Consider the following 25,536-nt stretch of genomic DNA (forward strand, 5'->3'; position numbering starts at 1 on the left):
GGGACGCACTCTTGGTGTTTGGGACCCTACTTGAACTGCGGCCTCGAACCGAGGACCGCGGAGCCGACACGCACGTGTGTCGCGCCGGCGTGGATCGCGTGCTCCAGGTCGCCGCTCATCCCGGCCGACACCCAGGTGGCTCCGGGGTGCTCGGCGAGGAGGTCGCGGTGGATCTCGGCGAGCCGCTCGAAGGCCGGTCGGGGGTCCTCCCCGAGCGGCGCGACCGCCATCAGGCCGCGCAGCCGGAGCATCCCGGCGTCCTCGACCGCGGCGGCGAGAGCCGGCAGGTCGCTCGGGTCGGCACCGGCACGGCCCTCGCGGCCGGGTGGGTCCAGGCTGACCTGGAGCAGCACGTCGACCTCGTGCGAGCGCGCGTGCGCTCCCCTGCTCAGACCGGTGACCAGCTTCGCGCGGTCCACGGACTCGACGACGTCGGCGTAGGCCGCCACGGCGGCCGCCTTGTTGCTCTGGAGACCCCCGATGAAGTGCCAGGTGAGGCCGAGGTCGGCGCACTCGGCGGCCTTGGCCTCGGCCTCCTGGTGGCGGTTCTCCCCCACGTCGGTGACGCCGAGGTCGGCGAGCAGCCGGACGTCGGAGGCCGGGAAGAACTTGGTCACGACCACGAGGCGTACGTCGTCCGGCGATCGACCGGCCTCGACGCACGCGCCGTCGATCCGGCCACGAACCGTCTCGAGGTTGGTGGCGAGCTCGTCGCGGCGCGCCGAGGGATTGGTCATGCGGTCCTCCACACGACGCCGGCGAGACGTCCGGCGGCCGCGCCGTCGCGCCGGAAGGAGTGCAGCGCCTCGTCCTCGCGGGTGCAGGCACCGACCTCGACGACGGCGACGCCCGCGGCCTCGAGCTGGGACCGGACGCCGGCCCCGAGGTCGAGCGACGGGGTGCCCCAGCTGGTGGTGGCCGCCGTGGCGGGGACCTCGGCCGCGACCTCGGCCCGCATCGCCTCGGGGACCTCGTAGCAGGCGCCGCAGATGTGCGGACCGACCCACGCGCGCACGCCGGTGGCGCCCAGCTCGTCGAGCCGGCGGAGCGCGGCCGGCACCACGCCCCGGCGTACGCCCTCGCGCCCGGCGTGGACCGCACCGACCTCACCGGACTCGGCGACGAGCAGCACCGGCACGCAGTCGGCGGCGCGGGCGAGCAGTGCCAGCCCGGCCGCGCCGGTCACCAGCGCGTCGGCGTCGGGGAACGCCGCGTCCGCGCCGTCGGGGACGTGCACGGCGGTCCCGTGCACCTGGTGCATGAGGTACGGCGTCGCGCCGGTCTCGGCCGCGATCTCGGCCAGGGCCGCCTCGCGAACCGCCGGCTCGGCGTGGTCGCCCAGGTCCAGGCGTCGCTCCGTGAACGCGACCGACACCGTGCCGGTGGTCACCGGCACGGTGTCGTGGAAGAGGAAGGTCACTTCAGGAAGTCGGGGATGTCCAGGTCGTCGTCGTCGAACTGCACCGGGGTCGGCGCCGGCCGGGGTGCGGACGGCTGAGCAGCCTGGGGGGCGGGCGAGGACGGCGCGGCCGCCGGGACCGGCGTCCTCTCCTCGACGGGGGCGGAGGCCTGCTTCGACTCCTGCGCCGGCGTACGCCGCAGCACGTTCCCCTCGTCGCGGCGCTTGGGCATCCCGCCGTCGAAGCCCGCCGCGATCACCGTGACCCGGACCTCGTCACCGAGGGCGTCGTCGATGGTGGCGCCGAAGATGATGTTGGCCTCGGGGTGCACCGCGTCCGCGACCAGCGCGGCGGCCTCGTTGATCTCGAAGAGGCCGAGGTCCGAGCCACCGGCGATCGAGAGCAGCACGCCGTGCGCGCCGTCGATGCTCGCCTCGAGCAGCGGGCTCGAGACCGCCATCTCCGCGGCGGCGACCGACCGGTCGTCGCCACGGGCCGACCCGATGCCCATCAGCGCCGAGCCGGCGTTCGCCATGACCGACTTCACGTCGGCGAAGTCGAGGTTGATCAGGCCGGGGGTGGTGATCAGGTCGGTGATGCCGGAGACACCCTGCAGCAGCACCTGGTCGGCCTGCTTGAACGCGTCGAGGACCGACACGTTGCGGTCGCTGATCGAGAGCAGCCGGTCGTTGGGGATCACGATGAGGGTGTCGACCTCCTCGCGCAGCTGCGCGATGCCCTCCTCGGCGGAGTTGGCGCGACGGCGACCCTCGAACGCGAACGGCCGGGTCACGACGCCGATGGTGAGCGCACCGAGCGACCGGGCGATGCGGGCCACGATCGGCGCGCCGCCGGTGCCGGTGCCGCCGCCCTCGCCCGCGGTCACGAAGACCATGTCGGCGCCCTTGATGACCTCTTCGATCTCGTCCGAGTGGTCCTCGGCGGCGCGCGCACCCACCTCGGGGTTGGCGCCGGCGCCGAGGCCGCGGGTGAGCTCGCGGCCGATGTCGAGCTTCACGTCGGCGTCGCTCATCAGGAGGGCCTGCGCGTCGGTGTTGATCGCGATGAACTCGACGCCCTTGAGCCCGACCTCGATCATCCGGTTGACGGCGTTGACACCACCACCACCGATACCGACGACCTTGATGATGGCCAGGTAGTTCTGTGCTGCTGCCACGGCGATCTCGCCTTTCGCTGCTGGGTGCGGATGTCCGGTCCGGACGGGGAAGCTGGTCCGGCGTGTTGATGAACTCTGACCCTCAGCCTGAGGGTTATAGTTATGTCAACCTCGCCGTGGTCACGACAGTAGGCACCGGCGTACGCCGAACCGTGGCGACACGCCCGCGCGCCCGCGACTTGTCGCAGAAATCGGGCTCTACTGCTTGCTGGTCGGCTGGCCCGGGACGGAGACGTCGTAGTGCTGGGCCTGGACGGCGGTGAGGAGCTTGGCCAGGACCTCGGCCTTCTGGTCCGACTGCTCCGAGCTCCCCCACTCCACCTCGCGGCCGTCGCGGAGCTCGAGGGTGATCTCGTCGACGGTCTGCACGTCGACGTGGTCGACCTTGGCGGAGAGGTCGTGCGGCAGGGAGGCGACCACGAGGGCGCCCTCGCGCAGCGCCTCGGCGCCGGTGTCGGCGGAGGTCTGCAGGCGCGGCAGGTCGGCCGGCGCCCGCGCGTAGTCGCGGAAGACCACGCCGTCCTCGTCGAGCCCGCGCAGCTTGCCGCCGATCTCGACCACGGCCACCGGCTCGCGCTCGACGACGGTGATCAGCACGGTGTCCGGCCACTCGCGGGTCACGTCGGCGGACTTCACGGTGGCCAGCGACTCGACGCGGGTGCGGATCCGCTCCAGGTCGACCCGCGCCAGCGGGTCCCCCTCGGGTACGGCGGCCGCGCGCTCGACCTCGGCCGCGCTCAGCTGCTGCACGCCGGCGACCCGGACGCCCTGCACCGCGAGGTAGGAGGAGAAGAACACCAGCCACAGCACGCCGACCAGCAGGGCGACGAGCAGGACGACCGCGAGGACCGGCTTCCAGGCGAGCCACCGACGGGTCCACTGACGGCGCGCGAAGCGGCGACGGCTGCGCAGCAGCGCCGGGTCCGCCTCCGGGACGTCGTCGTCGACAGCGAGCGCGTCGAAGCCCTGGGTCGCGTCCGGGTCGCCCGGCCCTCCGGTCGGTCCCCCGGTCGGCCCCCCGGTCGGCCTCGTGGTCCGCCTAGCCACCGAGCAGCTCCAGGACCCGGGGCGCGATCTCGGTGACGGTGCCGGCGCCGAGGGTCAGCACCAGGTCGCCGGGGCGCGCCCGTGAGACCAGCTCGCCGGCGACGTCGTCGAAGCCCGGCACGAACGCCACCCGGTCGGCGGGGAGCGGCACCGCGCCCGCGACCAGCGCGCCGGTCACGGCCGGGTCGGCGTCCTCGCGGGCCAGGTAGACGTCGAGCACCACGACCTCGTCGGCCGCTCCGAGCGCCACCCCCATCGCCTCGCCGAAGATCCGGGTCCGCGACACCAGGTGCGGCTGGAACGCGACGACGACCCGCCCGCTCCCCGCGACCGCGCGGGCGGCCGCCAGGTCGCCGGCGATCTCGGTCGGGTGGTGGGCGTAGCTGTCGTAGACGCGCACCCCGCCGGCCTCGCCCTTGCGCTCCATCCGGCGCTTGGTGCCGGTGTAGGACGCCAGCCCGCGGACCAGGTCCTGCTCGTCGAAGCCCAGCTCGCGCCCGGCGGCCAGCGCGGCCAGCGCGTCGGCGAGGTAGTGCTCCCCCGGCGACCAGAGCGTCACGTCGGCCAGCGCGCCCGGCTCGCGGGCGGAGACGGTCACGACGCGGCGCCCGGCCGCGCGATGCCGCTCGGCAAGCGCGGCGGCGCCGGGGTCGTCGCCGACGCAGACCAGGAAGCCCTCGGGGTCGAGGGTGTCGGCGAACTCGTCGAACGCCGCGACGTAGGCCTCCTCGGTCCCCCAGTTGTCGAGGTGGTCGGCCTCGACGTTGGTCACGATGGCGGCGTACGGCGCGTAGTGCAGGAAGGCGCCGTCGCTCTCGTCGGCCTCGGCCACGAACAGGTCGCCCGACCCGGCGGCCGCGTTGACGCCCGTCGCGGCCAGGTCGCCGCCGATGGCGTACGTCGGGTCCGCGCCCGCGGCCTGCAACGCGATCGTGAGCAGCGACGTCGTGGTCGTCTTGCCGTGGGTGCCGGCGACGGCCACGACCCGGCGGTCGGCCATCAGCGCGGCGAGCGCGGCCGAGCGGGGCAGGATGCGCAGGCCCTGGCGCACCGCCTCGGCGTACTCCGGGTTGTCCTCGCGCACGGCGGTGGACACGACGACAGTGTCGACGTCGCGGACCTGCTCGGCGGCGTGCCCGAGGTGCACGGTCGCCCCGAGCTCGCGCAGCGCCTGCAGCGTCGGCGAGTCGGTGCCGTCGCTGCCGCTGACGGAGACGCCCCGGGCCAGCATGATCCGGGCGATGCCGGACAGGCCGGCTCCGCCGATGCCGACGAGGTGGACGCGGCCGAGCCGGTCGACCGGGAGGATCTCGGCGGGGACCGGCACCTTCATCGGCGGGCCTCGAACACCATGCGCGCGAGCTTCTCGTCGGCGTCGCGGGGCACCAGTGCGGAGGCCGCGGCGCTCATCGCCGCGAGCCGGTCCGGGTCGGTGGCGAGCGCGGGGACGGTGCCGGCGATCCACTCGGGGCTCACGTCCGCGTCGGCGACCAGCAGGCCGCCTCCGGCGTCGACGACGGGGGCGGCGTTGCGCACCTGCTCGCCGTTGCCGATCGGCAGCGGCACGAAGACGGCCGGCAGGCCGACCGCCGCCGCCTCGGTGACGCTCGAGGCACCGGCCCGGCAGACCACCAGGTCGGCGGCGGCGTAGGCGAGGTCCATCCGGTCGACGAAGTTCACGACGACGTAGGGCACCTCGCCGGCGGCTTCGGGCGACGCCTCGCCCTGCGGGCCGACGACGTGGAGCACCTGCACGCCGGCCGCGGCGAGCGCGGCGGCGGCACCGGAGACGGACTGGTTAAGCTTGCGCGCGCCCTGGGAACCGCCGGTGACCAGCAGGGTCGGCCGGTCCGGGTCCAGGCCGAAGAACGCCCGGGCCTCCGCGCGCAGGGCGGCGCGATCGAGGCCGGAGATCATGGTGCGGATCGGGAGGCCGACGTACTCCGCCTTCGGCAGCGGGGTGTCCGGGAAGCTCACGGCGACCCGCTGCGCCACCCGGGCGCCGACCTTGTTGGCGAGGCCGGGCACGGCGTTCTGCTCGTGGACGAGCAGCGGCAGCTTGCGCCGCCGGGCGGCGAGGTAGGCCGGCATCGAGACGTAGCCGCCGTACCCCACGACGACGTCGGGACGGACCCGGTCGAAGACCGCGAGCGTCTCCTTCACGGCCGCGCGCAGCCGGACCGGCACCTTGACGAGGTCGGCGTTGGGCTTGCGCGGCAGTGGGACCGGCGGGATCAGCTCGAGCGGGTAGCCCGCCTCCGGGACCACCCTGTTCTCGAGCCCGCGGGGCGTGCCGAGACAGGTGATCTCGACCTCGATGCCGAGGTCGGGTGCGAGCCGACGGATCGCGTCGGCGGTGGCGAGCAGGGGCGAGGTGTGGCCGGCGGTGCCACCGCCGGCGAGGAGAACGCGCATCACGGCCAAGTTTATGTACGGCCCTAGTGAGAGGCGCGACCGGCCGAGAGACCGGCCGACCGGGCCTTCTTGCGTTGGGCCAGTGCCCGGGCCGCCTCCGGCTCACGGCGCGCGAACCCGATCAGCAGCCCGAGGGCGACCAGGGACGGCACCAGTGCGGAGCCGCCGTAGGAGACGAGCGGGAGCGGGATGCCGATGACCGGGAGCAGCGCGAGGACCATGCCGACGTTGATGATCATCTGGCCGAGCAGCCACACGACGATGCCGAAGGTCAGGTAGCGCACGAACGGGTCGGCGGTGTGGCTGGCGACCCGGACCGCGGCGTACGCGATCGTGAGGAAGAGGCCGATCACGAGCAGCGTGCCGACCAGCCCGAGCTCCTCGCCGAGCACCGCGAAGATGAAGTCGGTGTGGGCCTCGGGCAGGGTGCCCCACTTCTCGCGGCTGGCGCCGATGCCCTCGCCGAACCACCCGCCGGAGGCGAGCGCGTAGAGGCCGTGCGCGGGCTGCCAGCCGGTGTGGTGGAAGTCCTTGAAGGGGTCGGTGAAGGTGGTGAGCCGGTCGAGCCGGTGCTGGCTGGTGGTCGCCAGGTAGAGCGCGATCACGCCGCTGACCAGGATCGAGATCGTGAACAGCCGGGCGGGCGCACCGACGACCCAGAGCATCGCGAGCAGGATGGCGAAGAGCACCAGCGCGGTGCCGAGGTCCTTGCCGAGCATGACGAGCAGGATCACCACGCCGATGCCGAGCACCACCGGGAAGATCAGCTCGTGCAGGTTGCCGAGCCGCTTCTCCTTGCGGGCGTAGATGTGCGCGGCCCACAGCACGATCGCGAGCTTGGCGATCTCGGCCGGCTGGATCACGAAGGGGCCGAGGCCGAGCCAGTTCTGGTTGCCGTTGACCTCGACGCCGAGGCCCGGCACGCGCACCAGGGCGAGCAGCACGATCGCCACGAGCAGGGCCGGCCAGGCGAACCGGCGCACGACGCCCAGCGGCAGCCGCGAGGCGACCCAGGCGCACGGGATGCCGATCGCGACCCACATCAGCTGGCGGGTGACGACGGCGTACGAGTTGCCGTCGTTCTGCTGGTAGGAGTACACGCTCGAGGCGCTGAGCACCATGATCAGGCCGATGGTGAGCAGCAGCGCGGAGGCGCCGAGCAGCAGGTAGTACGCCGTGAGCGGGCGATCCAGCGCCTCACGGGCCGAGCGGGACCAGCTCAGGACCGACGGGCCGCGGCGGGCGGTCAGGTCGTCGTCGGGGCTCGCGGTGGTCATCGCGCTCCCCTCCTGCCTGGGCGTTACAGCCTGCGTCGTACGGCGTCCGCGAACGCGTCGCCGCGCTCGGCGTAGTTGGTGAACATGTCCATGGACGCGCATCCGGGAGCCAGCAGGACCGTGTCGCCGGGTCGGGCCAACTCGGCCGCGGCCTCCACGACACGCGCCATGGCATGCCCACCATCTACAGGCTCAGTCTCGTCGCCGCCGACCACGATGACGGGCACATCGGGGGCGTGTCGCGAAAGCGCGTCGGCGATGACGTCGCGGTCGCGACCGATCAGGATCGCGGCCCGCAGGCGGCGTCCGGCCGTCTGCACCAGCTCGTCGAAGCGGGCGCCCTTGGCGAGGCCGCCGGCCACCCAGACGACCGAGTCGTAGGCGAGCAGCGAGGACTGCGCGGCGTGCGGGTTGGTGGCCTTGGAGTCGTCGACCCAGGTGACGCCGTCGCGCTCCCCCACGACCGCGATCCGGTGGCCGTCGGGACGGAACGCCCGCAACCCGTCGCGCACGGCGGCCTGCGAGACGCCGTGCGAGCGCGCCAGGGCTGCCGCGGCGAGGGCGTTCGCCACGACGTGGGGTGCGGCCCCTCCTGGATTGTTGAGTGCGAGGTCGGAGATCGTGCACAGCTCGGCGGCGCTGCTGTCGCGCTGCTCGATGAACGCGCGGTCGGCGAGGATGTCCTCGACCAGGCCGACCATCCCGACGCTGGGCATGCCGAGCGTGAAGCCCACCGCTCGCGCGCCCTCGACGACATCGGCCTCGCGGACCAGTCGCTCCGTCTCGGGGTCGGCGACGTTGTAGACGCAGGCGCGCTGCACCCGCTCGTAGATGCGGCCCTTGTCGGCCGCGTAGTCGGCCATGGACGAGTACCAGTCGAGGTGGTCCTCAGCGACGTTGAGCACAGCCGCGGACTGGGCGCTCATCGAGTCGGTGTAGTGGAGCTGGAAGCTCGAGAGCTCGACGGCGAGCACGTCGTAGGGCTCCGGGTCCATCACGGCCTCGACGATCGGGAGCCCCACGTTGCCGACCGCGATGCTGCGCAGGCCTGCAGCGCGCAGGATCGAGTCGAGCATCTGCACGGTCGTCGTCTTGCCGTTGGTGCCGGTCACGCAGAGCCACGGGGTGTCGTGCTCGGGGTCGCGCAGCCGCCAGGCGAGCTCGACCTCGCCCCAGACCGGGATCCCGCGTGCGGTCGCCTGCGCGAGCAGCGGCGCGGTCGGCTTCCAGCCGGGCGAGGTGACCAGCACGTCGACGCCGTCGGGCAGCGTGGCGGTCGCGCCCTCGCCGAGGCGTACGTCGGCGCCCAGCACCTCGAGGAGCTCGGCCTTCTCGGGTCGGTCGCCGGCCTCGGACTCGTCGAGTGCGACGACGCTCGCGCCGAGGTGGTTGAGGTTGTCGGCGGCCGCGAACCCGGACACGCCGAGGCCCGCGACGACCGCGCGGACCCCCTCCCAGGAGTCGTGGCGCCCGAGGTTGCTGGCGTCCACTACAGCCTCGCCACCCACTCGGCGTAGAAGATGCCGAGCCCACCCGCGACGCAGAGCCCGGTGATGATCCAGAAGCGGATCACCACAGTGATCTGCTCCCAGCCGAGCATCTCGAAGTGGTGGTGGATCGGCGTCATCCGGAAGACCCGGCGGCCGGTGCCGGTCAGCCGCTTGGTGACCTTGAAGGTGCCGACCTGGATGATGACCGAGACGGTCTCGAGGACGAACAGTCCGCCCAGCACCACGAGGAGCAGCTCGGTGCGGGTCAGGATCGCGAGCCCCGCCAGCGCCGCGCCCAGCGAGAGCGAGCCGGTGTCGCCCATGAAGATCGCGGCCGGCGAGGCGTTCCACCACAGGAAGCCGAAGCACGCGCCCGTGAGCGCGGCGGAGACGATCGCGAGGTCGAGCGGATCTCGGACGTCGTAGCAGAGCGGCGTCGTCGGGTCGGCGCCACAGAACTGGTTGCTCTGCCAGATGTTCACGATCATGTACGCCGCGAACACCATGGTGGAGGCGCCTGCGGCGAGCCCGTCGAGGCCGTCGGCGAGGTTCACGCCGTTGCTGGTGCCGACGATGATCAGCCAGAACAGCAGCACGGCCAGCACCGTGGGCAGGGCGAGCCAGCTGATGTCGCGCAGGAACGAGATCTTCTCGGAGGCCGGCGTGACGCCGTTCTCGTCCTCGAGCCACGGCGACAGTGCGAGCGCACCGAAGATCAGGGCGACCAGGGTCTGGCCGATCATCTTCGCCTTGCTGCGCAGGCCCAGGCTGCGCTGCTTGGAGATCTTGATGTAGTCGTCGAGGAAGCCGACCAGCCCCATGCCGACGAAGAGGAAGAGCAGCAGCAGCGCGGACGCCGATGGCGGGGTTCCGGTGATCAGCAAGGCAGAGAAGTAGCCCCCGACGGTCGCCAGGATGATGACGACCCCGCCCATCGTGGGCGTGCCGCGCTTGGTGTGGTGGGTGGTGGGTCCGTCGTCGCGGATCTCCTGGCCGTAGCCCCACCTCGTGAAGAGGCTGATCGCGCCGCGGGTGCCGAGCAGCGAGATGAGCAGGGCCAGGCCGCCCCCGAAGAGAATCGCTCTCATGGCGTGCTGGTCCCTCCCTCCGGTTCTTGGGCGAGCAGCTGCTCCGCGATCACCCACAACGCGACGCCGTTCGACGCCTTGACGAGGACGACGTCCCCGGCCGCGACATTCTCGCGTACCCAGGCCAGTGCCTCGTCACGCCCCGCCGTGAGGATCGCCTCACCGTGCCCGTCTGCGATCCCGGAGGCGGCCTCGCCGACCACGACGACCACGTCGATGCCGAGCCGGGTGGCGGCCTCGCCGACCTCCACGTGCCCGGCGTGCGCGCTCTCGCCGAGCTCGCGCATCTCGCCGAGGACCGCGACGGTACGACGTCCGCGCCGCCGTCCGATCACCGCGAGGGCCTCCAGCGCGGCCGTGGTCGAGGCGGGGTTGGCGTTGTAGGAGTCGTCGATCACGACGAGGCCGTCGGCGCGCTCGTGCAGCGCCATCCGGTGTGGCGAGGAGCCCCCGGCGGCGCTCAGCGCGGTGGCGATCTCGGCCAGCGGCATCCCGACGGCGATCGCCATCGCGGCGGCGGCCAGCGCGTTCTCGACCTGGTGGGCGCCGGAGTGGCGCAGCGCGACCGGGTGCCACTCCCCGGCGTGGCCGAGCTCGAACGAGGGCCGGTCGAGGTCGTCGACCTCGACGGCCCTGGCGGCCACGTCGCCACCCGCGGAGAAGGTGAGCACGCGGGCGTTCGTGCGCGGCGCCATGGCCGCGACCAGCGGGTCGGCGGCGTTCAGGACGGCCGTGCCGTCGGCGGGCAGCGCCTCGACGATCTCGCCCTTGGCCTGCGCGATCGCCTCGCGAGAGCCGAACTCGCCGATGTGCGCGGTCCCGACGTTGATCACGGCCGCGACGTGCGGCGGCGCGATCTCGCAGAGGTACGCGATGTGTCCGACGCCGCGGGCTCCCATCTCGACCACGAGGTGACGGGTCGAGGCGTCGGCGGCCAGCACGGTCAGGGGGACGCCGATCTCGTTGTTGTGGTTGCCCGCCGTCGCCACCGTCGGACCGGCGGCGGCCAGCACCTGGGCCAGGTAGTCCTTGGTGCCGGTCTTGCCCTGCGAGCCGGTCAGCGCGAGCACGGTGAGGTCGAGCCGGTCGACGACGTGGCGCGCGAGACGACCGAGCGCGACGACGGGGTCCGCGACCACGACCGTCGGAGCGGTCGTGGGGCGGCTGCCCAGCACGGCGTGCGCCCCCTCCGCGTAGTCGTGGCCGTCGACCCGCTCGCCGACCACCGCGACGAACAGGCCGCCGTCGACGGCCGCGCGGGTGTCGACGTACGCCGGTCCGGTCACCACGACCTCGGCGGCCCCATCGGCGACCGTGCCGCCCACGACGTCCGCGATCTCCCGCAGGGTCATCGCCATCATGTGAGCGCCTCGCGCACGACCTCGCGGTCGTCGAAGGGGTGCACCACGCCGTTGATCTCCTGCCCTGTCTCGTGTCCCTTGCCGGCGACCAGCACGATGTCGCCGGGGGCCGCGCGCCGCAGCGCCTCGTGGATGGCCGCGCGCCGGTCCCCGATCTCCACGACGTCCGCCGCCGGATGGGTGATGCCGGCGAGCATCGCCGCGCGGATGTCGGCCGGGTCCTCGGTGCGCGGGTTGTCGTCGGTGACGACGAGGACGTCGGCCAGCCGGGCGGCGATCTCGGCCATGATCGGGCGCTTGCCCGGGTCCCGGTCACCGCCGGCGCCGAGCACCACGATCACCTGTCCCTCGGTCAGCGGGCGCAGAGTCTGGATGGCCGCGGCGACCGCGTCGGGCTTGTGGGCGTAGTCGACGACGACCACGAACTCCTGGCCGGCGTCCACCCGCTCGAGGCGACCGGGGACTCCCCCGCCGGCCGCGATGCCGGCGGCCACGGCGGCAGTGTCCAGGCCCGCCTCGCCGGCGGCGGCGACCGCGGCCAGCGTGTTGGACACGTTGAAGTCGCCGGGCAGCGGGCACCCGGCACTGATCCGGGCCCCCGTGGGGGTGGTGATCACGAACGTCGAGCCCTCGGCCGTCAGCTCTACGTCGGAGGCACGCCAGTCGGCGTCGGCGCCCTGCGCGGAGAACGTCCTCATCGGGATCGTCGCCCGCTCCATCAGCAGGCGGCCGTGCTCGTCGTCGACGTTGGTGAGACCGACCCGGGCGCGCTCGGGGGTGAAGAGCGAGGCCTTGGCGTCGAAGTAGTCGTCCACGTCGCGGTGGAAGTCGAGGTGGTCGCGGCCGAGGTTGAGGAAGACGGCGACGTCGAACACGACGCCGTCGACCCGGCCCATCACCAGGGCGTGGCTGGAGACCTCCATCGCGCACACGGCCACGTCGCGCTCGCGCATCATCGCGAACAGCCCGTGGAGGTCCGGCGCCTCCGGGGTCGTCAGGGTCGTCTTCACGTCCTCGCCGGCCACCCGGGTGCCGACGGTCCCGATGACGGCGGCGCGGACGCCGGCCTGCTCGAGCCCGCTCTCGGCGAGCCGGGTCGTGGTGGTCTTGCCCTGGGTCCCGGTGACGCCGATCATCCGCATCCCGGTCGCCGGCTCGCCGTACACGCGGGCGGCGAGGCGGCCGAGCACGGCGCGGGGGTGGTCGACGACCAGGACGGGCACGTCCACCGCGGTCTCCGCCCCGGCGGGGTCGGTCAGGACGGCCACGGCACCCGCGTCGAGCGCGGCGGCGACGAAGTCCATGCCGTGAGCGCGGGCGCCCGGCAGCGCGGCGTACAGGTCACCCGGCCGGATCCGCTGCGAGGACAGCGAGACGCCCGTGACGTCGCCGTCAGCGGCGCCGATGACGTCCGCCCGGAGCCACTGCGCGAGTGTCTCGAGCGGCGTCCGCAGCGGGTGCCGGGGCCGGGTGGAGTCGCTCACCACGTGAACCTATCGTTGTGCGGCGCTCACCAGTCGACCGGGAGCCGGGAGGGCTGGGTGCCGGTCGGCGGGACCGCGTAGCGGCGCAGCGCGTAGCTCATGATCTTCGCGAACGCCGGGCCTGCGACCGAGCCGCCACCGCCGGTGGCGGGGTTCTGGACGACCACGTAGATCGTGAAGCGCGGGTTGTCGGCCGGGGCGAAGCCCGCGAACGAGACGGTGTCGGTGCCGTCGTAGCAGCCGCACTCGGCGCCCACCCGCTGGGCCGTGCCGGTCTTGCCGGCGACCCGGTAGCCGGGGACGGCCGCACCGGGGGCGACGCCGACGTCGGGGTCGATGACCCGCTCCATCATCAGCATCGTCTCGCGGGCCGCCTTGGCGCTCACGACCCGCTTGCGGGTGGTGTGGTCGGTGCCGACGACCTTGCCGTCGTCGGTGGTGGCGGAGCCCTCGATGACGTTCGGCGAGATCCGCACGCCGCCGTTCGCGATCGTGTTGACGGCCGCGGCCATCTGCACCCCGTTGACCGAGAGCGACTGGCCGAAGGCGATGCGGTCCTGCGTCTGGTGGGTCCAGGTGTTACCGGGCGGCAGCAGGCCGGGCGTCTCGCCGCGCACCCCGATGTCGGTGCGCTGGCCGAGCCCGAACTGGCGCAGGTAGGCGTCGAGCTGGCCCTGCTTGAACTTGTCGGCGGCCAGGACGGTGCCGATGTTGGAGGACTTGGCGATCACGCCGGCGAGGGTCAGCGGGATCGTGCCGTGCGGGAACCAGTCGTGGATCGTGCGGTCCTCGCGGTTGAGCTGCGGCGGCACCACGATCTTGGTGCGCGGCGAGACCAGGCCGAGGTCGATCAGCGAGCTGACCGTCAGCACCTTCTCCACCGAGCCGGGCTCGTAGACGTCCTGGAGGGCGCGCGAGCCGAGGTCGGCCTTCGGGGAGTCGGTCGGGTCGTTGGCGTCGTACGTCGGGTCGTCGGCGACCGCGAGGAGCCCGCCGCTGCGGGTGTCCATCACGATCGCGAACCCGGACTCGGCCCCGGCGTCCTCGACGGTCTGGCGCAGCACCCGTTGCGTGTACCACTGCAGGTCGAGGTCGATCGTGGTCTTGAGGTCCTGCCCGTCCACCGGGGCGGTCTGGGTGCTCTCGCCGAGCGGGATCCGGTTGCCGCCGCCCACCTCGTAGCGCGCCGACCCGTCGGTGCCGGACAGCTGCTTGTTGAAGGTGCGCTCGAAGCCGGCGAGCGGCTCGTCGGTGCCCATGAAGCCCACGAGGTTGGAGCCGACGTCGCCCGCGGGGTAGTCGCGCAGCGGGTCACGCTCGGTGGTCAGGCCCTTGTAGCCGCGCTTGTCGGCCTCCGCGAGGACCTCGGTCGCGATCGTCGACGGCACCCGGCGCGCGATGTACTCGAAGCGGATCTCCGTCCCGTCCACCTCGTGCTCGCGCAGCTTGGCGAGGGTGTCGGCGTAGTCGATGTCGAGCTTCTTGTAGAGGAAGGCCGCGAGGTCGGCCGCGTGCGGCGCCGTGAGGCGTGGGTCCGCGATGATCATCAGCCCGTCGACGGAGTCCGCGAGCGGCTCGCCGTTGCGGTCGAGGATGTCACCGCGCGCGGCGGGCAGGTCGATGGTCCGCAGGCCCTCGGCGGCCGCCATCTGGGCGTACGAGTTGGGGTCGAGACCCTGGAGCTGCACGAGCCGTGCGCCGAAGACCGACAGCAGCATCGCGATCACCACGAACCCGACACGCAGCCGCAGCTGCGGTGAGCCGCGTCGGGTGCCGCGGGGCGAGGGGGTGGCGGGCAACGGCTCGCTCCTCGGTCGGTTCGGTCGGACGGGTCGGTCGGAGAGGTGGCGGATGGGGCTGGTGTGAACTACTGGTTCTTCTTCTTACCGTCTCCGGCCGCCCGACCCGCGTTGGCGGTGGCCGTGTCGCCGGACGAGTTCGCCGTGGTGCCGTTCGCCGTGCTGTTCGTCGTGCTGGGCGGCGCGGGCACGTGCTTGATGATCGGCTTGGGGTTCAGCGAGGCCGGCTTGACCGGTGCCCGCTCGTAGATGCGCAGCGGCGTCGAGTCGGCGCAGGGTGCGCCGGTGACCTTGCCGGTGCCGAGCTGGAGGAAGGCCGGGCTGCAGGCCTGCACCATGCCGAGGCGCTGAGCGGCGGCGGCGATCCGCTGCGGGTCCCGCAGGCGGTCGAGGTCCATCGCGAGCCCCTGCTCCCGGGCGGCCAGCCGGGTGGACTGCTGCTCGAGGGCGGTGGTGGCGAACGACGCCTGCTGCATCGAGGTGTTGAAGAGGAGGAGGCCGACGACGCCGCCGAGCAGCACCATCGACACCAACGCCAGGAACGGCGCGCGGGAGGTCGTCGTACGCCGGTTCGGGACGACCGTCAGGCGGGCCCGCTCGATCGCGTCCTCGGCGAACCGCGGGATCCGGGACCTGACCTGGAATGCCGGTGTGCTCATGCTGCTCCCCTGTCTCGCACTCGCTCGATCACACGGAGCCGCACCGAGGCGGCCCGTGGGTTCTCGGAGATCTCCTCCGCGCTTGCCTTCTCGCTGCCCCGGGTGACCAGGCGCAGCGCCGGCTCGTGCCCCTCCGGCACGAACGGCATGTCGACCGGGACGTCGCTGCGGGTCGCGGCGACGAACGCCTGCTTGACCAGCCGGTCCTCGAGCGAGTGGTAGGACTCGACGACCACGCGGCCGCCGACGTTGATCGCGTCGATCGACGCGGGCATCGCCCGGCGGAGCACGGCGAGCTCGTCGTTGACCTCCATGCGCAGCGCCTGGAAGGTGCGCTTGGCCGGGTGCCCGCCAGTACGCCGTGCCGGCGCCGGGATCTCGGCGTACAGCAGCTCGACCAGGCGTCCCGACCTCGCGAACGGCTCGGTGGCGCGCTCGCGCACGATCGCGGCCGCGATCTTGCGGGCGAACTTCTCCTCGCCGTACTCCCGCAGGATCCGGGTCAGGTCGGCGGCGTCGTAGGTGTTGAGCACCTCCGCGGCCGTGATCCCGACGGTGCCGTCCATGCGCATGTCGAGCGGTGCGTCCTCGGCGTACGCGAAGCCGCGCTCGCGGACGTCGAGCTGCATCGAGGAGACGCCGAGGTCGAAGAGCACCCCGTCGACCGCCGGCAGCCCGAGGTCGTCGAGCACGTCCTCGATCTCGTCGTAGACGGCGTGGACGCCGGTGAAGCGGTCGCCGTAAGGCGCGAGCCGCCGGGTCGCCATCTCGAGTGCCTGCGGGTCGCGGTCGATGCCGATCACCCGGGTGGCGTCGATGCGCGAGAGCACGGCCTCGCTGTGGCCGCCGAGGCCGAGCGTCGCATCGACCAGGACGGAGCCCGGGCGGTCGAGCGCGGGCGCCAGAAGAGCGACGACCCGGTCCAAGAGGACCGGGACGTGTGAGGGGCTCGGCATGTCAGGCCTGACGCGCCGCGACTGCGAAGAGCAGGAAGACCACCGCTACTCCGACCGAGGTGGCGGCCGAGAAGGCCATCAGGGTCGCGGCGTCGCGGGCCTGGTGCCGCACCCGGGTCGCCGGCTCGGTGCCGGCATGCCGGAGGTCCGGCCGGGTGGGGTGCGGCGACGGTGCCGCTGGCGCGATGCTCATTGCTTCTCGACCCTCGATGTGGTGGTGCTGGGGAAGACATCTGGAGTGGTGCTGCGATCCGCCTGACCAGGTCCCTGCCCGCTCCCGTGCTCCCTTGCATGGGGAAGAAGGGGCCATCTGGAACCGGGGAAGGTGCCCCAGATGGCGGCGGGAGCGGGCTCGAGACCTCGTCCTGCGGATCGCTGTGTAGTTCGGTGGTGCGGAGTGGTGCGGAGGTGCGGTCAGTTCGGTGAGGCGGGCTGCTCGTCGAGCTCGGCGAACTTCTCCTGCGCCCCGGTGGAGTACTCGCGCCAGCGGGCGGGGTCCCAGATCTCGATCCGGTCCATCACTCCGATGACCACGACGTCGCGCTCCAGGTCGGCGTACTCCCGCAGCGTCGCGGGGATGCCGATCCGGCCCTGCTTGTCCAGCGACCCCTCGTCGGCCCCGGCGAAGAGGATGCGGGCGTAGTCACGCGCGCCGCGCACCGTCATCGGCGTGGCCTGGGCCCGCCGGGCCTCCTCCATGAAGACGTCCGTCGGCCACACGACGAGGCAGTTCTCCTGTCCCTGCGTGACCACGAGCCCCTCCGAGAGTCGGTCCCTGAACTTGGCGGGGAGGAACAGCCGGCCCTTGTCGTCGAGCTTCGGGGTGTAGGTGCCCATGAAGAACATCCAGCACCTCACTCCCCTGGCCCCACGGACCCTTCCTCCACTGCGCCCCACATTACTCCACAATCCACCACCGTCAACCACATCACGCGTGTCTTCCTGCGCAATTGCGCGGGAATCGCGCCCCGGGGCGGGCACCCGCTCCCCGCGCGCCGATCGCCGCCGCGGCGGGTTTGCGCAGGTCAGAGGCGGTACGACGACCCGGGGGCGGCACCGGTGGAGCGCCGGTGGGGAGGAACGGCGCCGTGGTGGGGCGTGGTGGAGCGGTTCGTGGAGGAACCGTTGGGTGGAGGAGCCACGAGGTCCGGGTGAACCGAGCTGGTCGTCCGAGCGTGCAACCAGATGGGATCGGCCGGAGTCAGATGCGTGTGGCCTCCGGGCCACGTAGGTTTCCCTCCACGACTTACGGTGGGATCAAGCAGCGGCCGGCAACGGGACCGGTCGGGCGACGGGGAAGGGACGACGTGGACAGTTCAGTGGGTGGGGTAGCGACCGGCGGGGCCGATCTCGAGACGCTGGCGCGGGTGGTGGGCCGGGTCCGGACCAACATCGAGCGGGTCATCGAGGGCAAGCCCGACGTGGTCTCCTCCGCGCTGACCGTGCTGCTCGCCGAGGGGCACCTCCTGATCGAGGACGTGCCGGGCGTGGGCAAGACCATGCTCAGCAAGGCGCTGGCGCGGAGCATCGACTCCTCGGTGCGCCGGATCCAGTTCACCCCGGACCTGCTGCCGTCCGACGTCACCGGCGTCTCGGTCTTCAACCAGAACACCCGCGAGTTCGAGTTCCGCCCCGGCGGCGTGTTCGCCAACATCGTCGTCGGCGACGAGATCAACCGGGCCTCGCCCAAGACGCAGTCCGCGCTGCTCGAGTGCATGGAGGAGCGCCAGGTCACCGTCGACAACACGACGTACCACCTCGAGCAGCCGTTCATGGTGATCGCGACGCAGAACCCGATCGAGATGGAGGGCACCTACGCCCTCCCCGAGGCCCAGCGGGACCGCTTCATGGCCCGGGTGTCGGTCGGCTACCCGGTCGAGGCGGCCGAGATCGCGATGCTGGACTCGCACACCGGAGCCAACCCGCTCGACGACCTCGAGCCGGTCACGGACGCCGCCGAGGTCCGCAAGCTGATCGGGATCGTCAACCAGGTCCACGTCTCCCCCGCGGTACAGCGCTACGCCGTCGCGATCAACGCCGCCACCCGGCGCTCGGAGGAGCTCTCGCTGGGCGCCTCGCCCCGCGCGACCCTGCACCTGGTGCGCGCCGCCAAGGCCGTCGCTGCGATGGACGGGCGCGACTACGTGCTGCCCGACGACGTGCACCGGCTGGCCCGGCCGGTGCTCGCCCACCGCCTCCTGCCGAGCGTCGAGGCCGCCATGAGCGGTCGATCGACGACGACGATCCTCGACGCGATCGTCGCCTCGGTGCCGGTCCCCGACGCCCGCTGACGTGAGCGAGGGCCGGACCCCATGAGAGAGGCCTTGGCCGGGCTCACCGTCCGCGGACGGGCGTTCCTGACCGCCGGCATCACCGCCGTCGTCTGCTCGATCATCCTCGACCAGTCGACGCTGGCGCGGGTCGGCGTGCTGCTGCTCGCCCTCACCCTGATCACCGTCGCGCTGCTCGCGCGCAACCGCTACCGGCTGACGCTGGTGCGCACGGTGACCCCGCAGCTCGTCGCAGCCGGGCAGCCGGCCCGGGTGACCCTGACGCTTGCGAACGACGGCATCGCGCCCAACGGCGTCCTCCTGCTCGAGGACCAGGTGCCCTACGTCCTCGGGACCCGCCCCCGGTTCGTGCTCGAGGGCATCAGCCAGGGGTGGCGGCACTCGGTCAGCTACCAGGTGCGCTCCGACGTCCGCGGTCGCTTCGAGATCGGGCCGATGTCGGTCCGCGTCAGCGACCCCTTCGGGCTGGTCGAGCTGGGCCGCACGTTCCGCACCACGGTCCCGCTCACGGTGACGCCGCGCACCGTGCCGCTCGCCCACATCCCCCTCGGCGGCGCCTGGACCGGGTCGGGCGACAACCGGCCCCGAGCCTTCGCGACCGGAAGTGCCGAGGACGTCACCGTCCGTGAGTACCGCCAGGGCGACGACCTGCGCCGCGTCCACTGGCGCAGCTCGGCCAAGCTCGGCGAGCTGATGGTGCGGCGTGAGGAGCAGCCCTGGCAGTCGCGGGCGACGCTCTTCCTCGACAACCGTGCGCTCGCCCACCGCGGCCAGGGCATCGCCTCCTCCCTCGAGGCCGCCGTCTCGGCAGCCGCCTCGATCGCGGTCCACCTGACCCACCGCGGCTTCGCGGTCCGCCTGGTCACCGCCACCGGCGAGGAGTCCGGGAGCGCCTGGCACGTGCGCGGTGCCGACCTCAACACCGGTCCCCTGCTCGAGTCCCTGGCGGTCGTCCAGCCGGTCGGCCAGCCGCGGCTGGAGACCAGCTGGCTCGGCGAGGGCGCGCACGGCGGCCTGACCGTGGCCGTCTTCGGCGCCGTCGAGGCCACCGACCTGCCGGTGCTGCGCCGGATGCAGCACCACGCCGGCTCCGCCGTGGCCGTGGCCGTCGACGTCGGCGCCTGGATCGGCGCCGCCCCGTCCGACGACACGACCCGACTCCTGGGCCAGCAGGGCTGGCGCGCCGCCGCGCTGCGTCCCCGCGACCGCCTCGAGGCGGTCTGGCAGGAGCTCGCCCACACCAGCGCCCAGAGCTCGAGGTCCCAGGGGGCGCACGGATCCGAGCGCGAGGTCACGGCATGAACCGCTCCCGGGGCCACCTCGGCGCCAACCTCCTCTTCGCCGGCGTGGCCGCCGGCACGACCTGGCTCGCCATGTCGTCGTGGCGCGACCTGACCGTCGCGCCCGGCAGCTTCATCAACCCGCTGCTGCTGCTCGCCGTCGTGGTCGCCGGCACCGGCACCGCGGCCCGGTGGTGGCGCTGGCCGGCACCGGTCGTCGTGCTCTTCCAGCTCGCGATCACCGGGATCCTCACCAGCCTGCTGCTCACGGGCTCACCGCTGCCCGTCGGCGGCGCGTTCACCGAGCTCACCGACGCCTTCCGCGACGCCGTCACCAGCTCCCAGGACTTCGCCGCCCCGGTGCCGACCGAGGCACCCCCGGTCGACCCGCTGCTGATCGTCGGCGGCCTCGCCTGCCTGCTGCTGGTCGACCTGCTCGCCTGCACGCTGCACCGCGCGTCCCTGGCCGGCCTGCCGTTGCTGGCGGTCTTCACCGTCCCGGTCGGGATGGTCGGCGACAGCGTCAGCTGGTGGGTCTTCGCCGGTACGGCGGCGGGCTACCTCGCCCTCCTCTTCCTCCAGGAGGGCGACCAGGTCTCGCGCTGGGGTCGCCCGCTCGGCCTCGACCAGGAGACCGGTGACCCGATCGCCTGGTCGGCCGGCGTCAACACCGTGCGCGGCACCGCCGGGCTCGTCGGTGGCGCCGCCACGGCGCTCGCCGTCCTGGTCCCGGTGCTGATCCCGGCGACCGGTCTGCACCTCTTCGACTTCGGGCCGGGCCAGGGCGGCGGAGACGACATCCGCGTCGAGAACCCGACGGCCGACCTGGTCCGCGACCTCAAGCAGGGCAACGACATCCCGCTGGTCCGGGCGACGACGAACGACCCCGACCCGTCGTACCTCCGGATCCTGACGCTGACCCGCTTCAGCGACGCCGAGTGGAGCCCCGGCAACCGCGACGTGCCTGCCGAGCACATGGCCGACGGCCTGATGCCGCCTCCGGCGGGCGTGTCGGCGGACGTGGGGCGCAAGGAGTACCCCTGGGACATCTCGGTGCTCCCGACCTTCGACTCGCGGTGGCTGCCGACCCTGCCTCCGGTCAGCCGGGTCGTCGCGGACGGCAACTGGCGCTACGACGACAAGACGATGGACTTCATCGCCGGCGACGACGACCTGAGCACCGCGTCGCTCGACTACTCGATGACGTCCGTGGACCTCGAGCTCAGCTCGGAGCGGCTCGCCGACGCGGGTCCGCCGACCGGCAAGGTCAGCGACATCTTCACCGACCTCCCCGACGACCTGCCCCCGATCGTGCACGACCTCGCGGTCCAGGTCACTGACGGCGCGAAGACGCCGTACGAGGAGGCTGTGGCGCTCCAGAACTGGTTCCGCGAGGACGGCGGCTTCACCTACTCCCTGGCAGAGGGCCCGGACGGCAACGGCAGCGACGCACTCGTCGACTTCCTCTCCGACGGCCCCGGCGGCCGGGTCGGCTACTGCGAGCAGTTCGCCTCGGCGATGGCCGTCATGGCCCGGCAGCTCGGGATCCCGGCACGGGTCGCGATCGGCTTCCTGCACCCCACCCCGGACGGCCCCGACCAGTGGGTCTACTCCAGCAAGGACATGCACGCCTGGCCGGAGCTCTACTTCGACGGTGCCGGCTGGGTGCGGTTCGAGCCGACGCCAGCCGGTCGCGCCGAGGACGTGCCGCCCTACACGGTGCCCGGCTCCGGTGAGGACGAGACGCCGACCGACGTGCCGTCCGCCGCCCAGAGCTCCACGGCGATCACCCAGCCGAACCGGCCGCGCGACAGCGAGTCCGCTGCCGCCGCGGCCGACCAGCAGGGCGGCGGCGGCTCGTCCGTCCCGTGGATCCCGACGCTCGGCGTGCTGGCTGCCCTGCTCCTCGTCGCCGGCGGCGCACTGCTGCCCCGCACGCTGCGCTCCCGCCGGCGCGAGCGCCGGCTCTCCGCGGGCGGCGCCGAACCGATCTGGGCCGAGCTGCGCGACACCGCCGTCGACCTCGGGGTCCCGTGGCCACGCGACCGGTCGCCGCGCGCGACCCGGGCGGTGCTCGTCGAGCACCTCGGCGCCCCCGTCGGGCCCGACACCGTCGAGCGTCCCGCGCACGGCCCCGCGATCGCACCGGAGGCGGTCAGCGCCCTCGACCGCCTCGTGCACACCGTGGAGCTGGACCGCTACTCGCGCTCGGGAGCGAGCCTCGACCCGGTGCGCCTGCGGGCCGACGGCGAGACCTGCGTGGCCGCGCTCTTCGGCGGTGCGCCCCGCTCCGCCCGTCGCCGCGCCACCTGGTGGCCGCGGACCATGCTGTCGTCACGGCGACGCCGTACCGCCCCCGGCACCTTCGAGGCGCGGTACGGCGGGGTCGTCGACCAGGTGTCCTAGCCGCACCGTCGGGATAGTCCCTGACGGAACGGCGGGGTCCGCGGCCGCTGGCCGACCGTTCCGTCAGGGACTACCTCGACGGGGCCAGACGAGAACGACCCGGCCGAACGAGCACGGCCGGGTCGCACAGGGTGATCGGGCGGGGAGTCTGGGCGGGCGATGCGCCCTAGAAGCCGCCGCTCTCGCGCCGGCGGTGCCACCGGTCGTTCATCCGGTCCATGAAGGAGCCGTGGGAGGCGGAACGCGAGCGCTTGCTGCGCCGGCCACCGTCGATGACGGTGAAGCCGCCACGGCTGGGGTGGCTGGCCCGCGGGTCAGCGGCCGCGGCGGGACCGTGCTGGCCGCGCAACGAGGCGAGGGCGACGGTGGCGGAGCCGAGCATCACGACGAAGCCGGCGATGCCGAGCACCGTGATGCGCGCGACGGCGCCCGTCATCAGGACCGCGACCCCGATGGCGAAGCAGACCCCGGCGATGACGGCCCGGCGACGGGCGGAGCGGCGGAACGCCGTACCGCGCAGCGTCGAAGCGAACTTGGGGTCCTCTTCGACGAGGGCGCGCTCCATCTGCTCGAGCAGTCGGAGCTCCTCTTCCGAGAGTGGCACCGCACCTCCCCATGGGTCATCGCCGGACAGATCTTCTCCGGCACTGGCAAGTCTAGGCAGCGCCCGGGCATCTCGGTAGGCGGGATGGCGAATTTCCCCACCTAACAATCCGGACACCGTCGCCGCAGCGGCCCCGGACGGCCCCAGATCAGCGCGCGAGGAGGTGCAGCTGAGCGGCCAGCGGCAGGTACTCGGCACGGCCGGAGACCGCTCGCTCGAGCTCCACCAACGCGGCAGTGGCACCGGGCTCGAGGTCGAGCAACGAGCCCGGAACGAGGTCGGCGAACACCCGGACGCCGTGGACGGACGCGACCGTGAAGCCGGCGTCCTCCACGAGCGCCGTTGCCTCGGTCGCCGTGAAGCGGTGCCCGGCGCGACCGTCGCGCTCCCCCGGGCCGGCGTCGAGCAGGGTCAGGGCCTGGGCGAAGTGCCCGGCCATCGCCCGCGCGACCACCGCCGCGTGCCGCTGCGCGACGAGCAGGCTGAGCACACCGCCGGGGCGCAGCACCTCGCGGATGGTCGCGAGCGCGGCAGCGGGGTCGTCGACGACCTCGAGCACCCCGTGGCACAGGACCAGGTCGGCGCTGGCGGGACCGGCGACGTCGAGCAGGGTGGACAGGTCGCCCTGCACCGCCGAGACCTCGACGGCGAGCTCGCGGGCCCGGCGGGCCAGCGACGCCAGTGCGTCCGGGCTCGGGTCCACGACGGTCACCTGGGCGCCGAGCTCGGCGACGCGGACCGCGAAGCCGCCGGTGCCGCCGCCGATGTCGAGCACGTCAGCGCCGGCCTGGACGTGCGGCCGGACTGCGTCCCAGACCACCGAGGTGCGGGCCGCGCTGCGACGTTCGCTGGGTCGTTCGGTCATGGCCCAACCCTAGAGTGCCGCGCCCCGGAGTCAGCCGGCACGCACCGCCGGTGCCTGGATCTCCAGGGGCAGGTGCGGCACCAGGCCGAGCGAGCGCTCGACGACGGCCAGGAACCGGTCCGCGTCGCGGACCAGGTCGTCGGCCTCGCGGTCGGCCACCGCGCGGCTCGAGCCGGCCTCGGCGGCGGCGCGCTTGGCCGCGCCGCCGGCGAAGAACGTCGCCCACTCGCCGAGCTCGGGGGCGACCTCGGTGAGCAGCACCCAGGCGTTCTTCTGCGGCCGCCGGGTGCGACCGGCGGCCGGTCGGGCCCGGGCCGACAGCAGTGCGGCGGCCGCCCGCAGCGCGGCCACGTGGGCGCAGGCGTAGCGCGTCGACGCCTCCGTGGCCGCGACGGCCTCGCTCAGGGACTCGGCCGCGCGGGCGAGGTAGGAGTGGGTGGTCGCGGGCAGGGCGTACGGGTTCATCGAGCACCTCCGGGTAGCGCCGGCCCGGCGGAGACGGGGGTCGAGGTCGCCCCCGCCGAGCCGTGTTCGAACATCTGTTCGAACACGGCTCACGGTACACCCGGGCGCCGACAGCGCGTCAAGAGCCGGTGTGCAGGTCCTCGGCGATCTCGTGGGCGCGCAGGTACGCCGCGGTGTCACGGTGCCAGAGCGCCGCGACGACGCCCAGCTGGATCAGGACGCCGAGGACCGACAGCACCACGAAGAGGGTCGGCGGACCGATGCGCAGGGTGGCCAGCGTGCTGATCGCCATCACCACGACGGTGACCGTCAGGGCGACCCGCGCCCAGCCGTGCCCGGACCGGAAGAACTGGAGGAGCACCAGGGCGACCAGCGCGAAGACGACGAGCATCACCACGGCGACCGGCACGATCGCCGGCGCCTGCACGGAGCCCGCGTCGTCGCGTCCGGACCGCCACGCGTCCATCAGCTCGTCCTTGAACACGACGCTCAGCAGCGCCGTGATCCCCGAGAGCGCGACGAGGGCCCCGGTGAGCCGCACCGCCACCACCACCGAGGTCGGCCGGTCCTGCGTCATACGTCTCCTCCTCGTCACCGGCCCAGCACCCGGGGCAGGCACGCTGCCCTAGGGTCTCGACCATGAACACCGAACACCCGTCGATCACCCGCTTCCGCGACGACCACGCGCGACGTGGCGGCACCGGTGAGGTCGTCATCCTGCCCGACTCGGTGCACACCGCGGCACTCGCGGCCGAGGCGCTGGGGTGCGAGGTCGGTGCGATCGCGAACAGTCTGCTCTTCGACGCCGACACGGCGCCGGTGCTCATTCTGACCTCAGGCGCCCACCGCGTCGACACCGCGAAGGTCGCGTCGTCGCTCGGTGTGAGCAAACTCAAGCGGGCCACGCCGGACTTCGTGCGCGAGCACACCGGCCAGGTCATCGGCGGCGTCTCGCCCATCGGTCACCCGGTCGCGGTGCCGACCTACCTCGACCCCTGGCTGCGCCGCCACGAGGTCGTCTGGGCCGCCGCCGGGCACCCGGCCGCTGTCTTCTCCACGACGTACGACGAGCTCGCCGCGATGACCGGGGCCGCCGAGATCGAGGTCGAGTGATGGAGATCTGGCTCAACCCGGCCTGCTCGAAGTGCCGCTCCGCCGTCGCCGAGCTCGACCGGGCGGGCGTCGAGTACACCGTGCGTCGCTATCTCGACGAGCCTCCGACCGCCGACGAGCTGGGCGCTGTCGTCGAACGCCTCGGACTCGAGCCGTGGGACGTCGCGCGCCCGAAGGAGACCGCGGAAGCCGGGATCGACCTGCCGAAGGACGCCGCGCACCGCGTCGAATGGCTGGCCGCGCTGGTGGCGCACCCCCGCGCCCTGCAGCGACCGATCATCACGGCGGCCGACGGCACCACGGTCGTGGGTCGTGACCCCGAGTCGCTGGCGCACGTCATCGACGCCGAGGCCTGAGGC

Annotated in this window: 25 protein-coding genes; 5 read left to right on the plus strand and 20 right to left on the minus strand. The window is 73.0% G+C overall.

The window, feature by feature from the left end; translation table 11 throughout:
• Nucleotides 1-26: 26 nt before the first annotated feature.
• The 16 genes from ASC77_RS03290 to mraZ form a co-directional block, all read right to left on the minus strand.
• Complete coding sequence (locus ASC77_RS03290) at nt 27-737, minus strand: YggS family pyridoxal phosphate-dependent enzyme (RefSeq protein WP_056149841.1); 711 nt, start codon at nt 735-737, stop codon at nt 27-29.
• On the minus strand, nt 734-1,420 hold the full coding sequence (locus tag ASC77_RS03295) for a polyphenol oxidase family protein (protein ID WP_056148780.1): 687 nt from the start codon (nt 1,418-1,420) through the stop codon (nt 734-736). Before ASC77_RS03295 ends, ASC77_RS03290 begins: the two co-directional genes overlap by 4 nt.
• Entirely contained in the window at nt 1,417-2,577 is a 1,161-nt protein-coding gene (ftsZ, locus tag ASC77_RS03300; protein WP_056148782.1) for a cell division protein FtsZ, read from the minus strand. The genes ASC77_RS03295 and ftsZ overlap by 4 nt, the downstream gene beginning before the upstream one ends.
• A gap of 198 nt (nt 2,578-2,775) precedes the next feature.
• Nucleotides 2,776-3,624: a cell division protein FtsQ/DivIB gene (locus tag ASC77_RS03305; RefSeq protein WP_082574415.1), complete on the minus strand. Its 849-nt coding sequence runs from the start codon at nt 3,622-3,624 to the stop codon at nt 2,776-2,778.
• The gene (gene murC, locus ASC77_RS03310; RefSeq protein WP_056148784.1) at nt 3,617-4,957 is read right to left on the minus strand and encodes a UDP-N-acetylmuramate--L-alanine ligase; all 1,341 of its coding nucleotides are present in this window, start codon (nt 4,955-4,957) and stop codon (nt 3,617-3,619) included. The genes ASC77_RS03305 and murC overlap by 8 nt, the downstream gene beginning before the upstream one ends.
• A complete protein-coding gene (gene murG, locus ASC77_RS03315; RefSeq protein ID WP_056149847.1) occupies nt 4,954-6,039 on the minus strand; it encodes an undecaprenyldiphospho-muramoylpentapeptide beta-N-acetylglucosaminyltransferase in 1,086 nt (361 codons plus the stop codon). The genes murC and murG overlap by 4 nt, the downstream gene beginning before the upstream one ends.
• Nucleotides 6,040-6,062: 23 nt before the next feature.
• Nucleotides 6,063-7,316 carry a putative lipid II flippase FtsW gene (gene ftsW / locus ASC77_RS03320; RefSeq protein WP_056148787.1) on the minus strand — a complete coding sequence of 418 codons (1,254 nt, stop codon included), beginning with the start codon at nt 7,314-7,316 and terminating at the stop codon, nt 6,063-6,065.
• A 23-nt stretch (nt 7,317-7,339) separates the two neighbouring features.
• Nucleotides 7,340-8,806 (minus strand): UDP-N-acetylmuramoyl-L-alanine--D-glutamate ligase, encoded by a 1,467-nt coding sequence (murD, locus tag ASC77_RS03325; RefSeq protein WP_056148789.1) that lies wholly within the window; start codon nt 8,804-8,806, stop codon nt 7,340-7,342.
• Nucleotides 8,806-9,894 (minus strand): phospho-N-acetylmuramoyl-pentapeptide-transferase, encoded by a 1,089-nt coding sequence (mraY, locus tag ASC77_RS03330; RefSeq protein WP_056148790.1) that lies wholly within the window; start codon nt 9,892-9,894, stop codon nt 8,806-8,808. Before mraY ends, murD begins: the two co-directional genes overlap by 1 nt.
• Nucleotides 9,891-11,255, minus strand: a complete 1,365-nt coding sequence (locus ASC77_RS03335; RefSeq protein ID WP_056148792.1) for a UDP-N-acetylmuramoyl-tripeptide--D-alanyl-D-alanine ligase — start codon at nt 11,253-11,255, stop codon at nt 9,891-9,893. Before ASC77_RS03335 ends, mraY begins: the two co-directional genes overlap by 4 nt.
• Nucleotides 11,252-12,709: a UDP-N-acetylmuramoyl-L-alanyl-D-glutamate--2,6-diaminopimelate ligase gene (locus ASC77_RS03340; RefSeq protein ID WP_056149851.1), complete on the minus strand. Its 1,458-nt coding sequence runs from the start codon at nt 12,707-12,709 to the stop codon at nt 11,252-11,254. The genes ASC77_RS03335 and ASC77_RS03340 overlap by 4 nt, the downstream gene beginning before the upstream one ends.
• Nucleotides 12,710-12,765: 56 nt before the next feature.
• Nucleotides 12,766-14,538, minus strand: coding sequence for a peptidoglycan D,D-transpeptidase FtsI family protein (locus ASC77_RS03345; protein ID WP_235547431.1), 1,773 nt, complete (start codon nt 14,536-14,538; stop codon nt 12,766-12,768).
• 68 nt (nt 14,539-14,606) lie between these two features.
• Entirely contained in the window at nt 14,607-15,197 is a 591-nt protein-coding gene (locus ASC77_RS03350) for a hypothetical protein (RefSeq protein WP_056148793.1), read from the minus strand.
• Nucleotides 15,194-16,153, minus strand: a complete 960-nt coding sequence (gene rsmH / locus ASC77_RS03355; RefSeq protein ID WP_056148795.1) for a 16S rRNA (cytosine(1402)-N(4))-methyltransferase RsmH — start codon at nt 16,151-16,153, stop codon at nt 15,194-15,196. The genes ASC77_RS03350 and rsmH overlap by 4 nt, the downstream gene beginning before the upstream one ends.
• Before the next feature lies 1 nt (nt 16,154).
• Complete coding sequence (locus ASC77_RS03360) at nt 16,155-16,346, minus strand: hypothetical protein (protein ID WP_056148797.1); 192 nt, start codon at nt 16,344-16,346, stop codon at nt 16,155-16,157.
• A gap of 221 nt (nt 16,347-16,567) precedes the next feature.
• Entirely contained in the window at nt 16,568-16,999 is a 432-nt protein-coding gene (gene mraZ, locus ASC77_RS03365; protein WP_056148798.1) for a division/cell wall cluster transcriptional repressor MraZ, read from the minus strand.
• Between the two features lie 461 nt (nt 17,000-17,460).
• Between mraZ and ASC77_RS03370 the strand changes: the two genes are divergently transcribed.
• From ASC77_RS03370 to ASC77_RS03380, 3 genes are read left to right on the plus strand one after another with little or no spacing between them, the layout of a single operon-like run.
• Nucleotides 17,461-18,444 (plus strand): AAA family ATPase, encoded by a 984-nt coding sequence (locus ASC77_RS03370; protein ID WP_414813155.1) that lies wholly within the window; start codon nt 17,461-17,463, stop codon nt 18,442-18,444.
• A 21-nt stretch (nt 18,445-18,465) separates the two neighbouring features.
• Nucleotides 18,466-19,746, plus strand: a complete 1,281-nt coding sequence (locus ASC77_RS03375; protein ID WP_056148800.1) for a DUF58 domain-containing protein — start codon at nt 18,466-18,468, stop codon at nt 19,744-19,746.
• A complete protein-coding gene (locus tag ASC77_RS03380) occupies nt 19,743-22,130 on the plus strand; it encodes a transglutaminaseTgpA domain-containing protein (RefSeq protein ID WP_056148802.1) in 2,388 nt (795 codons plus the stop codon). Before ASC77_RS03375 ends, ASC77_RS03380 begins: the two co-directional genes overlap by 4 nt.
• Nucleotides 22,131-22,296: 166 nt before the next feature.
• Here the strand turns inward: ASC77_RS03380 and ASC77_RS03385 are convergent, their stop codons facing one another.
• The 4 genes from ASC77_RS03385 to ASC77_RS03400 form a co-directional block, all read right to left on the minus strand.
• On the minus strand, nt 22,297-22,734 hold the full coding sequence (locus tag ASC77_RS03385; RefSeq protein ID WP_056148803.1) for a DUF3040 domain-containing protein: 438 nt from the start codon (nt 22,732-22,734) through the stop codon (nt 22,297-22,299).
• A 148-nt stretch (nt 22,735-22,882) separates the two neighbouring features.
• The gene (locus ASC77_RS03390) at nt 22,883-23,599 is read right to left on the minus strand and encodes a methyltransferase domain-containing protein (RefSeq protein ID WP_056148805.1); all 717 of its coding nucleotides are present in this window, start codon (nt 23,597-23,599) and stop codon (nt 22,883-22,885) included.
• 30 nt (nt 23,600-23,629) lie between these two features.
• Complete coding sequence (locus ASC77_RS03395) at nt 23,630-24,064, minus strand: SAV_6107 family HEPN domain-containing protein (protein WP_056148807.1); 435 nt, start codon at nt 24,062-24,064, stop codon at nt 23,630-23,632.
• A gap of 118 nt (nt 24,065-24,182) precedes the next feature.
• Nucleotides 24,183-24,641 carry a hypothetical protein gene (locus tag ASC77_RS03400; RefSeq protein ID WP_056148809.1) on the minus strand — a complete coding sequence of 153 codons (459 nt, stop codon included), beginning with the start codon at nt 24,639-24,641 and terminating at the stop codon, nt 24,183-24,185.
• Between the two features lie 62 nt (nt 24,642-24,703).
• Between ASC77_RS03400 and ASC77_RS03405 the strand changes: the two genes are divergently transcribed.
• Nucleotides 24,704-25,177, plus strand: coding sequence for a YbaK/EbsC family protein (locus tag ASC77_RS03405; RefSeq protein WP_056148810.1), 474 nt, complete (start codon nt 24,704-24,706; stop codon nt 25,175-25,177).
• Nucleotides 25,177-25,533: an ArsC/Spx/MgsR family protein gene (locus ASC77_RS03410; RefSeq protein ID WP_056148811.1), complete on the plus strand. Its 357-nt coding sequence runs from the start codon at nt 25,177-25,179 to the stop codon at nt 25,531-25,533. Before ASC77_RS03405 ends, ASC77_RS03410 begins: the two co-directional genes overlap by 1 nt.
• Nucleotides 25,534-25,536 lie beyond the last annotated feature (3 nt).

Origin of the sequence: Nocardioides sp. Root1257, from assembly GCF_001425175.1 — a bacterium.
In the GTDB taxonomy this organism is placed as follows: domain Bacteria; phylum Actinomycetota; class Actinomycetes; order Propionibacteriales; family Nocardioidaceae; genus Nocardioides.

Coding starts and splice junctions, on each gene's coding strand:
- ASC77_RS03290 (WP_056149841.1), bottom strand. CDS start 737: ATGACCAATCCCTCGGCGCGCCGCGACGAGCTCGCCACCAACCTCGAG.
- murC (WP_056148784.1), bottom strand. CDS start 4,957: ATGAAGGTGCCGGTCCCCGCCGAGATCCTCCCGGTCGACCGGCTCGGC.
- murG (WP_056149847.1), bottom strand. CDS start 6,039: ATGCGCGTTCTCCTCGCCGGCGGTGGCACCGCCGGCCACACCTCGCCC.
- ftsW (WP_056148787.1), bottom strand. CDS start 7,316: ATGACCACCGCGAGCCCCGACGACGACCTGACCGCCCGCCGCGGCCCG.
- mraY (WP_056148790.1), bottom strand. CDS start 9,894: ATGAGAGCGATTCTCTTCGGGGGCGGCCTGGCCCTGCTCATCTCGCTG.
- ASC77_RS03335 (WP_056148792.1), bottom strand. CDS start 11,255: ATGATGGCGATGACCCTGCGGGAGATCGCGGACGTCGTGGGCGGCACG.
- ASC77_RS03350 (WP_056148793.1), bottom strand. CDS start 15,197: ATGAGCACACCGGCATTCCAGGTCAGGTCCCGGATCCCGCGGTTCGCC.
- rsmH (WP_056148795.1), bottom strand. CDS start 16,153: ATGCCGAGCCCCTCACACGTCCCGGTCCTCTTGGACCGGGTCGTCGCT.
- ASC77_RS03360 (WP_056148797.1), bottom strand. CDS start 16,346: ATGAGCATCGCGCCAGCGGCACCGTCGCCGCACCCCACCCGGCCGGAC.
- mraZ (WP_056148798.1), bottom strand. CDS start 16,999: ATGTTCTTCATGGGCACCTACACCCCGAAGCTCGACGACAAGGGCCGG.
- ASC77_RS03375 (WP_056148800.1), top strand. CDS start 18,466: ATGAGAGAGGCCTTGGCCGGGCTCACCGTCCGCGGACGGGCGTTCCTG.
- ASC77_RS03380 (WP_056148802.1), top strand. CDS start 19,743: ATGAACCGCTCCCGGGGCCACCTCGGCGCCAACCTCCTCTTCGCCGGC.
- ASC77_RS03390 (WP_056148805.1), bottom strand. CDS start 23,599: ATGACCGAACGACCCAGCGAACGTCGCAGCGCGGCCCGCACCTCGGTG.
- ASC77_RS03395 (WP_056148807.1), bottom strand. CDS start 24,064: ATGAACCCGTACGCCCTGCCCGCGACCACCCACTCCTACCTCGCCCGC.
- ASC77_RS03400 (WP_056148809.1), bottom strand. CDS start 24,641: ATGACGCAGGACCGGCCGACCTCGGTGGTGGTGGCGGTGCGGCTCACC.
- ASC77_RS03405 (WP_056148810.1), top strand. CDS start 24,704: ATGAACACCGAACACCCGTCGATCACCCGCTTCCGCGACGACCACGCG.
- ASC77_RS03410 (WP_056148811.1), top strand. CDS start 25,177: ATGGAGATCTGGCTCAACCCGGCCTGCTCGAAGTGCCGCTCCGCCGTC.